Genomic DNA, 15,283 nt, shown 5'->3' with positions numbered 1-15,283 from the left:
TTTATGAAACAATACAAAACATTCTCATTTAGTGATCATTTAATCTGAAATCAGGATAGGCATCCATACCGTGTTCGTGGGCATCAAGCCCTTCTAGTTCTTCTAGTTCAGAAACTCTGATACCAACTGTTTTCTTTAAAATGAATATTATGATGAAGGAAGATAAGAGGCATATTAAGGCGTAAGCTAGTACACCATATAATTGTGGTAAAAATGCTAATTGGTTAGCGGCTTCAGAAATAGTGGCAACAACATCACCGTTACTATTAATGAATTCACCACCGTCATTGGTTGCGGCTTTAAATCCAAGTAGGCCTACGGCTAAAGTACCCCAAATACCACATATTAAATGAACGGCTATTGCACCAACAGGATCGTCTAATTTTAACTTATCAATAAAACTTACGGCAAACACAATTAAAGCTCCAGATACTATTCCGATGATTATTGAGTCTGTTGGGCTCATAACGTCAGCTCCCGCAGTAATACCTACTAAACCACCTAGTATACCATTCAAGAACATAGTAAGATCTAGATTTTTATAAGCTATGGTTGATATGATAGCGGATGATACACCACCAGCTGCAGCGGCTAAACATGTTGTTACTAATGTTAAAGAGGTTAGTTCTGGATCAGCTGATAAAACAGAGCCTCCATTAAAACCAAACCATCCAAGCCATAAAATCAATACACCAGCAGTAGCAATAGGTATATTGTGTCCAGGAATAGCTTGTGACTTACCGTTTTTAAATTTACCAATTCTTGGCCCTAATAAGCAAACTGCAACTAATGCAGCCCAACCACCTACGGAATGAACTAATGTTGAGCCCGCAAAATCATAGAAGCCTAATTGATCTAAAAAGCCACCTCCCCATTTCCATGAACCTGCTATAGGATAAACTAATCCTACGTAAAAAAGGGTGAATATCATAAATGGTCCAATTTTAATACGCTCTGCTACAGCGCCAGAAACTATAGTGGCTGCGGTAGCTGCAAACATTCCTTGGAATAAAAAATCAGTCCAATAAGTATAGCCTCCGTTGTAAGCTAAGTCTAATGTTTCTGATGTTGTGAGTGGAGCATCTAAGCCAAAACCAGCAAAGCCTAAATAACCATTGAATTCTCCAGGATACATTAAATTAAAGCCTACTAAGCAATAGAGAAGTAAACCTATTGTAATGATGAAAATATTTTTAAAAAGTATGTTTAACGTGTTTTTTTGACGTGTAAGACCGATCTCTAAAAAAGCAAAGCCTAAGTGCATAAAGAAAACCAGTGCAGTACAGATCATCATCCATACGTTGTTGATTGTAAGTGATTCCATTGTGGTTATTTTAAAGTATTACCGCCTTTTTCGCCAGTTCTTATTCTGTAAACTTCTTCGATAGTGGAAACAAAGATTTTTCCGTCTCCAACTTGCCCAGTGGCACCGGATTTTAAAATAGCATTTATTGTAACCTCTTCGAAGTCGTCGTTAACTACAATAGATAAGTAACGTCTCTGGATATCGCTAGTGCTGTATGAAACACCTCGATATACATGGCCTTCTTTTTCATTTCCAAGGCCTGTTACGTCCCAATAAGAGAAAAAATTCACACCAACGTCGTGAAGAGCGTCCTTCACAGCGGAGAATTTAGATTTTCTAATAATAGCTTCAATTTTTTTCATGATTTTGGTGATGATTGTAATTTTTTTTGTCTGGCTAGGTTGATAAAATAGAGTTTGTATTATAATTAAAGTTCAAATTTATATATTTTATTTTTAGCCCTAAAAAAAATGGGGTTAATATGTGTATTTTTATTAAATTTTGAATTTAAACCCTGTAAAATTCTAGGGTGATTTGTTTTTAAGTTGTTTTTTTTGAATAATCAACACGGTTTTGTGTTTGTTATATTTTTTTAACACAAAAAATACATTATTTATATCATTTAAGTGTATTTATTTTAAAATTAATAGATTTTTGAGTTAAGCTTTGTGTGTCTTGTCGTTGTGATTTCTGCATTATTTCCTGTAATTATTAGCAATTTTTTATTGCTAAGGCATCTTATTAGATATTTTATGAAAAGTGAATTGACTTTTTTCAAAATCAAAAATTAGCACCTATCTTAGTTAATCACTCAGGTTTAATTTAGAGCAAAAAATAGATGATGATGCTAAAGAAACAAGGACTTTATCTGCCAGAATTTGAGCACGATAATTGTGGCGCAGGATTTATATGTAGTTTAACGGGAAAACGTTCTAATGATATTATACATAAAGCATTAGAAATTCTTGAAAAGTTGGAACATCGTGGTGCGGTAAGCGCAGATGGTGTAACGGGAGATGGAGCGGGAATTTTAATTGATATTCCTCATAAGTTTTTTGAAAAGTCTTGTGATTTTAAATTGCCAGAGCCAGGTGATTATGCCGTTAGTAATGTCTTTCTGCCAAGGAAGAGTAATCAAAGGGAGTTTTGTATCAATGTTTTTGAATCTGAAATTGAAAAGCAAGGTTTAAAACTTTTAGGTTGGAGAGATGTTCCTGTAAATAGTGAGGTGTTAGGTAGGATTGCAAAAACTACAGAGCCATTTGTCAAGCAAATTTTTATTGGAAAATCTGATGATAATCAAACTGATTTTGATTTCAAGCTAAAACTATATGCTGCTAGAAAAATAGCTGAGCATACTATATATGATTCTAAATTATCTGAATCACAATTTTTTTATGTACCGAGTCTATCTACTAAAATTATCATCTTCAAAGGTTTACTAAAGCCAGAACACATTAATGAATATTATTTAGATTTATTTGATACGGATTTAGATACCAGACTAGCGCTCGTGCATCAGCGTTTTTCTACTAATACATTCCCAACTTGGGATTTGGCGCAACCTTTTAGATACATCTGTCATAATGGTGAAATAAATACCTTGAGAGGAAATGTGTCGCGTATGTTTTCTCGTGAAGAGATAATGGAGAGTCCACTTTTTGGGGATGATATTAAAAAGATTATTCCGACAATTTTAAAAGGAAAATCGGATTCGGCAACCTTAGATATGGTAGTAGAGTTGTTGCTTATGACAGGTCGCTCATTACCAGAAGTTATGATGATGTTAGTGCCAGAAGCATGGGAGAAAAACCCTGATATGTCTGATGCAAAAAAAGCATTTTACGAATATAATTCTTGTCTGATGGAACCGTGGGATGGGCCAGCTTCAATTCCTTTTACAGATGGAAATTACATTGGAGCAGTGCTAGACAGAAATGGTTTACGACCTTCGAGATATACGGTTACCAAAAACGGAAATGTGGTGATGTCTTCAGAAACAGGTGTTGTAGATATCAAGCCTGAAAATGTAAGCTTTCATGGGCGTTTAGAGCCAGGTAAAATGTTTTTGGTTAATATGAATGAAGGACGAATCGTTAATGATGAAGAGATTAAAGAAGAAATTGCAGCAAAACATCCTTACAGAAAATGGCTAAACGATAATTTAGTACATCTAAAAAGTATTTCTGCTAAACGTGGTCCAATTAAGTACGATGAAATTGAGCTAAAAAAACGAAAAATAGTTTTTGGTTATACAAGAGAAGATTTAAATACCATTATAAAACCAATGGCTCAAAATGGTAAGGAGCCGATTGGTTCTATGGGAAGTGATACTCCAATAGCTGTATTGTCAGAGCGTCCGCAGTTGGTATATAACTATTTCAAGCAAATATTTGCTCAAGTTACCAATCCACCTTTAGATGGTATTCGTGAGGAGTTGATTACTGATATCAGCTTAACGTTAGGTAGTGATGTTAACCTTTTTGATATTAGTCCTGAGCATTGTAGAAAACTTAAGATTCAAAATCCTGTAATTTCTAAACACGATTTAGATAAAATCAGAAATTATGATACAAATCCTAACTTTAAAGTTGAATCGATTTCAATACTATACGAAGTTAATAGAGGATTAAATGAACTTGAAGTAGCTCTAGAAAATCTTATGTCTAAAGCATCAAAAGCTATTGATAATGGTGCAAATATTATTATTCTTTCAGACCGCTATGTTGATGAAAACCATGCTCCAATTCCAGCACTTTTAGCTTGTTCTTATGTGAATCATGCGTTACACAAACTAAAAAAACGCTCGAAAATCAGTTTAATTATTGAATCTGCCGAACCACGTGAAGTGCATCATTTTGCACTATTATTTGGTTTTGGAGCAAGTGCTGTAAATCCTTATATCGTTAACGAAATTGTTCAAGAGCAAGTTGATGCAGGTGAAATTTCTGAGTTGGAATATTTAGAAGCTATTAAAAATTATAACAAAGCTATAGGTAAGGGTATTCTTAAGGTGATGAATAAGATTGGAATTTCTACCTTAAACTCATATCGTGGGTCGCAATTGTTTGAATGTATTGGTATCAATACACAGACTGTGGACAAATATTTTCCAAATACTCCAACCCGAATTCAAGGTATTGGATTAAGAGAGATAGAACAGGAAATTGTAAAACGTCACAGAAAAGCTTTTCAGCCTAATGATGACCAAGCTGACATTGAAATTGGTGGAGATTACAGATGGAGAAGAGGACAAGAAAAGCACATGTTTAATCCTTTAACCGTTGCTAAACTTCAGGAAGCTGTAAGAACAAATAAGGCTACAACTTATAAAGAATATTCTGAGTTGGTGAATAACCAATCTAAAAGTTTGATGACTATTAGAGGCCTTTTTGAATTTGATCAATATGACCCGATTCCTCTAGATGAAGTAGAGCCTTGGACAGAAATCGTGAAGCGTTTCAAAACAGGAGCGATGTCATATGGTTCAATTAGTAAAGAAGCGCATGAAAACTTAGCCGTTGCCATGAATAGAATTGCTGGGAAGAGTAATTCTGGAGAAGGAGGCGAAGATCAAGAGCGTTTTTATAAAAGTTCACAAGGTGATTGGAAAAATTCAGCGATCAAGCAAATCGCGTCAGGTCGTTTTGGTGTGACTTCAAATTATTTGACTAATGCGAGCGAGATTCAAATTAAAATAGCTCAAGGTGCGAAGCCTGGTGAAGGAGGTCAGTTACCAGGTCCTAAAGTAAATCGCGAAATTGCTAAAACAAGAAATTCTACACCTTATGTTGGACTTATTTCTCCACCTCCACATCACGATATTTATTCCATTGAAGATTTATCACAATTAATTTACGATGCAAAATCAGCAAACAGAGATGCAAGGATTAATGTGAAATTAGTTTCGGAAGTTGGTGTTGGGACCGTTGCTGCAGGTGTTGCTAAGGCAAAAGCTGATGTTGTTTTAATTTCAGGTTTTGATGGTGGTACAGGTGCCTCGCCTCTAACATCGTTGAAACACGCAGGTCTACCTTGGGAATTAGGTATTGCTGAAGCGCAACAAACTTTGGTGATGAATGACTTAAGAAACCGTATTGTTTTGGAATGCGATGGGCAATTAAAAACGGGTAGAGATGTCGCTATTGCATGTTTGCTTGGAGCTGAAGAATTTGGTTTTGCAACAGCACCATTGGTGGCTTCAGGATGTATTATGATGCGAGTTTGCCATTTAAATACTTGTCCTGTTGGTATTGCGACTCAAAATCCTGAACTGCGCAAAAAATTCAAAGGTAAGCCAGAGCATGTGGTGAATTATATGTATTTCGTGGCACAAGAATTACGAGAAATCATGGCCTCTTTAGGATTTAAAACGGTTAATGAAATGGTAGGTCAGGTTCATAAGCTTAATAGAAATAAAGCGATTGAACATTACAAGGCTTCTGGGGTTGACTTAACTCCGATTTTACATAAAATCGATGTGCCTGAAGGAACAAAACTCTATAATACAACGACGCAGGATCATCATTTAGAAAGCCATCTAGATTTTCAGATTATAAAACAAGCCCATCAAGCTTTGTTCAGAAAACAAAAAACAGCTTTAGAAATGCCTATCACTAATATTGATAGGGCTGTAGGTGCTATTGTTAGTAATGAAATTTCAAAAATTTATGGTGCAGATGGCCTTCCAAATGATACGATAAATATTGACTTCTATGGTTCGGCAGGTCAGAGTTTTGGCGCATTCGCTACTAAAGGTTTACGATTTACGGTTCATGGAAATACCAATGATTATTTGGGTAAAGGACTTTCGGGTGGAAAGCTGATTATTAGAGTTCCAGAGCAAAGTACAATTGTTCCAGAAGATAATATCATCACAGGAAACGTAACGCTTTATGGTGCTACTTCAGGTGAAGTTTACATCAACGGAAAAGCAGGTGAGCGTTTCTGTGTGAGAAATTCAGGAGCCAAAGCTGTGGTTGAAGGTATTGGAGACCATGGTTGCGAGTATATGACAGGTGGAGTTGCAGTCATTCTAGGTGAAGTAGGACGGAATTTCGGAGCAGGTATGAGTGGTGGAATTGCTTATGTTTTAGATGAAAATAACACCTTCAAACAAAACTGTAATGGTGAAGATTTAAATATAGATTACATCATTTTAAAAGGTGATGATAGTGAACAATTACAAGGCTTAATTCAAAATCATTTTGAAGCTACAAACAGTCCTTTGGCAAAACGAATTCTTGAAAATTGGGAAACCTATCTGCCAAAATTCAAAAAAGTACTTCCGGAGGAATACAGACAGGCTTTAATACGATTAGAAAACGAAAAATTACAAATAGCGTAAGACATGGGAAAGATTACAGGATTTTTAGAATACGAGCGTCAGAATGAAACTTACGAAGCGCCAAAAAAGCGTATAAAAAACTATAAAGAGTTCACCATTCCATTAGAGGAATCAGAGCTTAAACACCAAGGTGCACGATGCATGGATTGTGGTATTCCTTTTTGTCACAGTGGTTGTCCGTTGGGTAATTTAATTCCCGATTTTAATGATAATGTTTACAAAGGCAATTGGAAAGAAGCAGCGAAGATATTACACAAAACAAACAATTTTCCGGAATTTACTGGAAGGTTGTGTCCAGCTCCATGCGAAGAAGCGTGTGTTTTGGGTATTAATGAAGACCCAGTAACTATAGAAAATATTGAAAAAAATATTGTTGAAACGGCTTTCAAAGAAGGGTGGATTACGGCACAACCTCCTAAAGTAAGAACCAAGAAAACGGTTGCTGTTATAGGTTCTGGACCTGCTGGTTTGGCTGCTGCACAACAATTGAATAGAGCGGGACATTATGTTGTGGTTTATGAGCGCGATAATAAAGTCGGTGGCTTGTTACGTTATGGAATTCCAGATTTTAAAATGGAAAAACATATAATAGACAGACGCGTCAAAGTTTTAGAAGAGGAAGGTATCATTTTTAAAACTAATGCACATGTAGGCATAGATATCGACGCTTCAAAATTGAAAGAAGAATTCGACGCTATCTTACTCTGTGGAGGAGCGACTGTGAGACGCCATATCCCGATTCCAGGTGCAGATTTAAAAGGTGTGCATCAGGCGATGGAATTTCTAAAACTCAACAATGAATATGTTGACGGAGTCGTGGATTTTGAAAATATTATTTCAGCTGAAGGTAAAAATGTTATTGTTATTGGAGGTGGTGATACAGGAAGCGATTGTATAGGTACATCTAATCGTCATGGAGCAAAATCAGTTACCAATTTCGAAATTTTGAGTAAACCACCAGAAGGTCGTCCAGCGCATCAACCATGGCCATATTGGCCAATGAAGTTAAAGACGACTTCTTCGCATCAAGAAGGTGTAGAACGGTTTTTTAGTATTTCAACCAAAGAATTTATCGGTGATAAAAAAGGCAATCTGAAAGGCTTAAAAACTGTTGAGGTGGAGTGGCTGTTTAAAGAAGGTGAGCGACCGCAATTAAAAGAAATACCAGGTACTGAAAAAACTTGGGATTGTGAATTAGCTTTATTGGCACTTGGTTTTACAGGTTCTGAGAAGACATTAGCTGAACAATTTGGGTTAAAAATGGACTTTAGAACAAATATTGAAGCTTCGACTAAAGATTACGCGACAAATGTTTCAGGAATTTTTGCTGCTGGTGATATGCGTAGAGGGCAATCCTTGATTGTTTGGGCAATTTCTGAAGGACGCCAAGCGGCACATCATGTTGATACTTATTTAATGGGAGAATCTAATTTGCCTTTAAAAGATGGATTAGATTTGCCTAGAGTGTAACGATACAAAGCATTATGTTGAAATAGGATTGGCTATTCATTATATTCATAAAACATATAATCAACGATTACAATTCCTTTGTTTTTGAGATTTAGGATTAATGATTTCCAGTGTTTATTTTTTAATGAAGCGCCTTGAAATGATTTAATGTTATAGTTTTCATCTATAATTCTAATTGAAGGTTCTTTTTTGAGCTTTTGCTCAAAGTATATCACCTTCACTTTTTCAAGATTAATTCTTTTTTTAAGGTTAAGAAAAATATTGTTTTTAACAATTAGGTAGTTTTGGTTTAGTTGGAAATAATAAGATTTTAATCCAAGGATAAATAGTATAAATACAGGGAAACCCCAAAAAAATAAAAAACCTATAGTTGTTATAGACTCCCATTTTATTAATAAAGCAATTCCGAATATAGAAATTATAAATAAAGCAAATATGCCATCAAATGATAAAATAAAAATGCCTTTAAATGTCTTTTTATTAAAGTGAATTTTATTAGTTCTGGCCCTTAGTTCATTATATGAGTTAATGATGTTTAATTGATTTTTAGAATTGAGTAACTGTCTGATTTTAGGCATGTTTGAATAATACTTTGAATAAAGTGTTAAGGTCGTTCCATTTTTTAACCTAATACACAAAGCATCTTCTTGTAAATATTGCCACAAGATTTTTTCAAACTCAGTTTCAATTATAGAAATTTCTTGAACAGATTGCCAAGAATAAAATTTTTTTCCAAAAATATTTTTTACTTCTAGTCCTTTGTCAAAGAATATATATTGTTTAAATGTCTTTAAATAATATCTAAATGACCAAAATAAAAGTAATAGAAAAATAACTATCGTCCATATTGGTGTCATCAATATAGATGTTTTTTCATCTACCATATTTATAGAAGCAAAGGTGATGACTGTAGATAAAAAGCATACAAGTAGAATAATTATTGTTGGTTCAATAATAACATGTCTAATAGAGAATTTGCTATGAAGTTTAGTGGTCAAATTTTATGGTAATGTCTTAAAATATAAGTCAAATGAAATATAAAATTGTTACATTCTATTTCGGAAACTTCTCTTTTATCTTGTTCAGACACAAATTACCAATACTCCCAATATGCGTATGCTGTTTTGAGGTGTCTGGTTTATAGGTTCCATTTTGTACATCACTACCAATTTTTTGATAAGCTTCTCTAAAACTCATGCCACTTTCAACCAATCTGTTAATGTTATCTACGGTAAATAAATATTGATATTTCTCATCATTTAAGTCGATAGATTTTACCTCTACTTGTTTAATAGAATAGTTGAAAATTTCGAGAATATCCTGCATATCCATAATGGCTGAAATCATATTTTCTTTTAATAATTGATAATCTCTGTGATAACCACTAGGTAGGTTATTGGTAATCAATACCATTTCGTGCTGCAAGGCTTGAATTTTATTGCTCTTTCCTCTAATCAACTCGAAAACATCAGGATTTTTTTTGTGAGGCATAATGCTACTTCCTGTAGTTAACTCATCCGGAAAACTTATAAAGCCAAAATTCTGACTCATATACAGGCAAATATCCATAGCAAATCGCGCCAATGTATTAGCTAAACTACCTAATGCTAATGCAATAGTACGTTCACTTTTTCCTCTACTCATTTGTGCAGCAACGACGTTGTATTTCAAAGTTGAAAACTCTAAAAGTTCTGTAGTTAATTGTCTGTCAATTGCGAATGAACTTCCATAGCCAGCTGCAGAACCAAGCGGATTTTGATCAACGGTTTTTAACGCTGCATCTAACAAATACACATCGTCAATTAAGACTTCTGCATAGGCTGAAAACCACAACCCAAAAGATGATGGCATGGCGACTTGTAAATGTGTGTAACCTGGAATTAATACTTTTTTATGTATTTCAGCTAACTCTAAAAGCGTTTCAAAAAAAACTCTTGTTTTAGATTTTATGTTGATTAACTCGGCTTTGTAAAATAGTTGTAAGGCCACCAAAACCTGATCATTTCTTGATCGCGCTGTATGGATTTTTTTCCCAACATCACCATAGGTTTTAGTGAGTTCAAATTCAATTTTTGAATGTACATCTTCAAATTGATTGTCTATGGTAAATGTTCCGTTTTCAATTTGTGATGCTAAATCTTGAAGTCCTTTTTCTAATTGTTGTAATTCTTCAGTCGTTAAAATGCCTATCGTTTGCAACATTTTAGCATGTGCTAATGAGGCTTGAACATCGTACTTTGCGATATGCAAATCAATTTCACGATCATTTCCAACCGTAAATTGTTCTATTTTTTTGTCTATGCTTATGCCTTTATCCCAGAGTTTCATAATTTATTCCTGCGAAAGCAGGAATCTCTGCTTTCTTTTTAATTAAACTTTTGTCTCCTCGAGCGTAGTCGAGAGGTTGATTAGGTCTCGACTGCGCTCGACCAGACATTATAATACTTTCTCTAACAATTCAATATAAATCTTTATGCCTTCTTCAATCTCATTGATGTAAATAAACTCGTCTGCACTGTGTGATCGTGTACTATCTCCAGGTCCTAATTTTAACGACGGACAACTTAACACTGCTTGGTCTGATAAGGTTGGAGAACCGTAAGTGTTTCTTCCTATTTCAATACCAGCTTTTACCAAAGGATGATCGATTGGAATGGACGACGAATTCAGTTTTGTGCTTCGCGGAATGATACTATCGCAAGGCGCTTCTTTTTGTAAAATATCTACAATATCTTGATTGGAATATTTATCGTTCACACGAACATCTACTACCAAATCAACATTTGCAGGAACAGCATTGTGCTGTTTACCTGCATTGATTTGCGTTACTGTCATTTTCACCTCACCTAAAGTTTTGGATGTTTTTGTAAACTCATAATTTTTGAACCATTCCAATACTGAAATCGTATTGTAAATTGCATTGTTGTCATTAGGATGTGCTGCATGACTTGGTGTGCCTTTTACTACAGCATCAAACACTACCAAACCTTTTTCGGCTACTGCCAAATGCATCAAGGTTGGTTCGCCAACAATAGCCACATCAATTTTTGGAATTATATTAAGCATGCTATTCAAACCATTGTCACCACTGCTTTCTTCTTCAGCAGAAGCAACCATAACCAGATTATAATTTAGGTTGTCTTTATCATAAAAATAGGCGAAAGTTGATAGTAAACTCACTAGACAACCACCAGCATCGTTACTTCCCAAACCATACAATTTTCCATCTTCAACAATCGCTTTAAACGGATCTTTAGTGTAACCATTATTTGGTTTTACCGTATCGTGATGCGAATTTAAAAGCAACGTTGGTTTGGTCTCATCAAAATGTTTATTGATAGCCCAAACGTTATTCATTGTGCGTTTATATGGTATATTTTGAAGCTGAAACCATTGCTCAATATGTTGTGCGGTTTGGTCTTCTTCGGATGAAAACGATGATGTTTCTATCAGTTGTTTTAACAACGAAATGGCTTGTTCTGTTAACGTTGATATCATTTTGAAATGGTTGTGTAGATTGATTTTTTATCGAAAAGCATTTCTGGTTTACCTATACATACTTTTTGGACATTACTATTGACCGCACGCATGCAATTATTAATTTTAGGTAGCATACCTTCTGATATAATTTGATTATCTATCAATTGCTGAACGTTTTCTGAAGTTATTGATTCAATCACTGAATGATCATCATTAACATCTTTTAAAACACCGTTTTTTTCAAAGCAGTAATACAATTCTGTTTTGAAAATTTGAGATAATGCTATAGCCAATTCCGAAGCAATTGTATCTGCGTTGGTGTTTAACAATTGTCCGTTTTTATCATGTGTAATAGCACAAAATACAGGCGTGATACTATTATTTAAGAGTAATTCTAAACTTTTTATATTTACTTGTTTTACATCACCAACAAAACCGTAATCAATATTTTTTACAGGTCTTTTGTCTGATACAATTGTATTGCCATCTGCACCAGAAAACCCAATAGCATCACAGTTATTAGCTTGAAGGTTTGCCACAATATGCTTATTAATTTTACCAGCATAAACCATAGTTATAATGTCTAAAGTTTCAGCATCTGTGATGCGTCTACCATCAATCATTTTAACCTTAACTTGCATTTGATTCGCAAGTTTTGTTGCCAATTTTCCTCCACCGTGCACCAATAGTTTAGGTTCTTCAATCGTAGAAAAATCTTTTAAAAACGATTGTAGAGCAACTTCATCATCAATAATATTTCCGCCTATTTTTATGATTTTTAGTGCTTTCATTTTAATCCTTCTAAAATCTGCTTCAACACAATTTGAGCTGCATAAGTTCTATTGTTAGCCTGTTTTATCACAGCTGAATTTTCACCATCCAAAACAGCTTCTTCTACAACAACATTTCGTCTTACTGGTAAGCAATGCATAAATTTGGCGTTGCCTAACTTGTCTTTTGTCATCATCCAATTTTCATCTTGATTTAAGACTTTTCCGTAGTCATTAAAATTGCTCCAGTTTTTCACATACACAAAATCAGCATCTTTTAAAGCCTCTTTTTGGTTGTAATTTATTGGTGTTTCTTTAGTGATATTTTTATCTAACTCGTAACCTTCAGGATGAGTTATTGTAAAATCAACCTCTAAATTTTGCATCATTTCTACAAACGAATTTGCCACTGCTTGCGGTAATGCTCTAGGATGTGGCGCCCAAGACAACACGACTTTTGGCTTTGGTTTTTCTACCAATTCGGCAATGGTAATCGCATCTGCCAACGCCTGCAATGGATGCGCTGTCGCACTTTCCATATTAACGATTGGTACTGTAGCATATTTTTCAAAGCTTTTTAAAATATATTCGCTTTGGTCTTTGGCTTTATCCGTTAAGGTTGGAAAGGCTCTAACCGCAATAATGTCTGCGTACTGCGAAATGACTTGAGCTGCTTCTTTAACGTGTTCTGATGTATTGGTATTCATAACGGTTCCGTCTTCAAACTCTAACTGCCAAGCGTCATTAACGTTTAAAACCATCACATCCATTCCTAAATTCTTTGCTGCTTTTTCGGTACTTAATCTAGTACGTAAACTGGCATTGAAAAACAACATCACCAAGGTTTTATGTCTTCCTAAATCTTGAAATTCAAAAGGATTCATTTTTAATAAAATAGCTTCCTTTATAGTTTCGTTTAGGTTAGAAATGTCTTTTATTTCGGTGTATTTATTCATTATTTTAATTCATTTTTCAATGCCTCAAAAAAAACATCAATATGTTTTTTCTGAATGGTTAAAGGCGGTAAAATTCTGATTAAATTAGGATTGTTAGCACTTCCTGTAAACATATGATGTTTATGTATGAGTTGTTTTCTTAATTCTGAAACAGGAAAATCAAATTCTAATCCTAACATTAATCCACGACCTTTAATACTTTTCAAACTTGGTAATTCTTTAGTTTTCTGAATAAAATATTCTGAAACTTGTTTAGCATTTTCAAGTAGTTTTTCTTCCTCTAAAACTTCTAAAACTGATAATGAAGCTGCACAAGCCAAATGATTACCTCCAAAGGTTGTACCTAACAAACCAAAGCTAGGTTTGATGTTTGGATGAATTAAAATACCACCAATAGGAAAACCGTTACCCATACCTTTTGCGATAGAAATAATATCTGGCGTAATATTGTGTTTTTGAAAAGCAAAAAAATCGCCAGTTCTACCAAAACCAGATTGTACTTCGTCCGCTATTAAAATTGTGTTGTATTGTTTGCATAATCTTTCTAAACCTTGATAAAATTCGGTAGTACTTTCGTCCAATCCGCCAACACCTTGAATACACTCGATAATTGCTGCGCAAGTTTGATTTGACTTTAGAATGTTTTCAACTGAAATTAAATCGCCTAACTCTACAAAATCAACCTCTTGTTGTGCATTTATTGGCGCCACAATTTTAGGATTATCAGTTGCTGCAACTGCTGCAGATGTACGACCATGAAATGAATTTTTAAAAGCTAAAACTTTACTTTTTCCGTTGTGAAATGACGCCAATTTTAAGGCATTTTCATTCGCCTCTGCACCAGAATTACACAAAAACAATTGATAATCTTTGCAGCCTGAAAGGTTTTCTAATTTATCTGCTAAAGCGACTTGCAAAGGGTTTTGAATGGCATTACTATAGAAGCCTAATTTTGAAACTTGATTAGAAATTGCTGACACATATTTTGGATGCGAATGCCCAATAGAAATCACAGCATGTCCGCCATATAAGTCTAGATATTCCACATTATTTTCGTCGTAAACATAGACGTCTTTTGCCTTTATAGGTGTAATATCAAAAAGTGGATAAACGTTGAAAAGACTCATATTTGTTCTTTTTTAATATTGTTAATTTTATTGAACGATGCGACCATACCTTGAATTAAAGATGAGCTCAACCCTTTGTGTTCCATCTCATTTAAGCCTTCAATGGTGCACCCTTTTGGTGTAGTAACACGATCAATTTCTTCTTCTGGATGATCACCATTTGTGATAAGCAAATTAGCTGCTCCTTCACAAGTGTACATTGCTAATTCTTGGGCTTCTTTTGAGTCAAATCCCAATTGAATTGCCGCTTGTGTTGTTGCTCTAATCAAACGCATCCAAAAGGCAATTCCGCTAGCGCAAACTACTGTTGCGGCTTGCATTTGTGTTTCTGGAATCACTAACGAATGTCCTAAACGATTAAAAATAGCTTGTGCAATTTTAATACGTTTTTCGCCGTGTGAATTGCTACACAAACAGGTCATAGATTTACCAACAGCAATCGCAGTATTTGGCATAGCACGAATAATGAATTGGTCTGTGCCAACTTGAGCTTCAATCTTTGGAATCGTAAAGCCTGTTATAGTTGAAATGATGACATGCTTTTCCGTTAAATATGTTTTTACATCGCTTAAAATTGCTTCGAAGTGTGATGGTTGCACTGCAAAAATTAGAATATCTGATTGTTGTACAGCCAAAACGTTATCATCTGTAATGGTCACATTTTTATAACCATCAAATTCAGATACACTATCCACATTTCGTTTCGTTAAATACAAGGTGGTAATCGCATTGTTGGTGATTAAACCTTTTGCGATGGACTTTCCTAAGTTCCCTGTTCCTATGATTGCTATTTTCATTTGTTTAGTAATTAGTGTTTAGTTGGTGGT

Annotated in this window: 11 protein-coding genes; 2 read left to right on the top strand and 9 right to left on the bottom strand. The window is 34.6% G+C overall.

The annotated features are described in order from the left end of the window. Positions 1–28: 28 nt before the first annotated feature. On the bottom strand, positions 29–1,324 hold the full coding sequence (gene amt / locus QGM60_RS02565; RefSeq protein WP_281138664.1) for an ammonium transporter: 1,296 nt from the start codon (positions 1,322–1,324) through the stop codon (positions 29–31). 5 nt (positions 1,325–1,329) lie between these two features. Next, positions 1,330–1,668, bottom strand: a complete 339-nt coding sequence (locus QGM60_RS02560) for a P-II family nitrogen regulator (RefSeq protein ID WP_281138663.1) — start codon at positions 1,666–1,668, stop codon at positions 1,330–1,332. A 479-nt stretch (positions 1,669–2,147) separates the two neighbouring features. On the opposite strand from QGM60_RS02560, the gene gltB reads away from it, so the two are divergent. Together gltB and QGM60_RS02550 are read left to right on the top strand one after the other, a co-directional pair. Further along, a complete protein-coding gene (gltB, locus tag QGM60_RS02555; protein ID WP_281138798.1) occupies positions 2,148–6,653 on the top strand; it encodes a glutamate synthase large subunit in 4,506 nt (1,501 codons plus the stop codon). Between the two features lie 3 nt (positions 6,654–6,656). Then, entirely contained in the window at positions 6,657–8,123 is a 1,467-nt protein-coding gene (locus QGM60_RS02550) for a glutamate synthase subunit beta (RefSeq protein WP_281138662.1), read from the top strand. A gap of 32 nt (positions 8,124–8,155) precedes the next feature. Here QGM60_RS02550 and QGM60_RS02545 read toward each other — a convergent pair whose 3' ends face one another. The 7 genes from QGM60_RS02545 to proC form a co-directional block, all read right to left on the bottom strand. Then, positions 8,156–9,121 (bottom strand): hypothetical protein, encoded by a 966-nt coding sequence (locus tag QGM60_RS02545; protein ID WP_281138661.1) that lies wholly within the window; start codon positions 9,119–9,121, stop codon positions 8,156–8,158. A 55-nt stretch (positions 9,122–9,176) separates the two neighbouring features. Then, positions 9,177–10,451 carry an argininosuccinate lyase gene (argH, locus tag QGM60_RS02540; RefSeq protein ID WP_281138660.1) on the bottom strand — a complete coding sequence of 425 codons (1,275 nt, stop codon included), beginning with the start codon at positions 10,449–10,451 and terminating at the stop codon, positions 9,177–9,179. A gap of 108 nt (positions 10,452–10,559) precedes the next feature. Next, positions 10,560–11,621 (bottom strand): M20 family metallo-hydrolase, encoded by a 1,062-nt coding sequence (locus tag QGM60_RS02535; protein WP_281138659.1) that lies wholly within the window; start codon positions 11,619–11,621, stop codon positions 10,560–10,562. After that, the gene (argB, locus tag QGM60_RS02530; RefSeq protein WP_281138658.1) at positions 11,618–12,394 is read right to left on the bottom strand and encodes an acetylglutamate kinase; all 777 of its coding nucleotides are present in this window, start codon (positions 12,392–12,394) and stop codon (positions 11,618–11,620) included. Before argB ends, QGM60_RS02535 begins: the two co-directional genes overlap by 4 nt. Then, positions 12,391–13,329, bottom strand: coding sequence for an acetylornithine carbamoyltransferase (locus QGM60_RS02525; RefSeq protein WP_281138657.1), 939 nt, complete (start codon positions 13,327–13,329; stop codon positions 12,391–12,393). Before QGM60_RS02525 ends, argB begins: the two co-directional genes overlap by 4 nt. Continuing rightward, complete coding sequence (locus QGM60_RS02520; protein WP_281138656.1) at positions 13,329–14,456, bottom strand: aminotransferase class III-fold pyridoxal phosphate-dependent enzyme; 1,128 nt, start codon at positions 14,454–14,456, stop codon at positions 13,329–13,331. The genes QGM60_RS02525 and QGM60_RS02520 overlap by 1 nt, the downstream gene beginning before the upstream one ends. Beyond that, a complete protein-coding gene (gene proC, locus QGM60_RS02515) occupies positions 14,453–15,253 on the bottom strand; it encodes a pyrroline-5-carboxylate reductase (RefSeq protein WP_281138655.1) in 801 nt (266 codons plus the stop codon). The genes QGM60_RS02520 and proC overlap by 4 nt, the downstream gene beginning before the upstream one ends. Positions 15,254–15,283 lie beyond the last annotated feature (30 nt).

Source organism: Winogradskyella sp. SYSU M77433 (assembly GCF_029911945.1).
Taxonomy (GTDB): Bacteria; Bacteroidota; Bacteroidia; order Flavobacteriales; family Flavobacteriaceae; genus Winogradskyella.
Note: the sequence above shows the minus strand (reverse complement) of the source record. Positions and strands in the feature narration are given on the sequence as shown.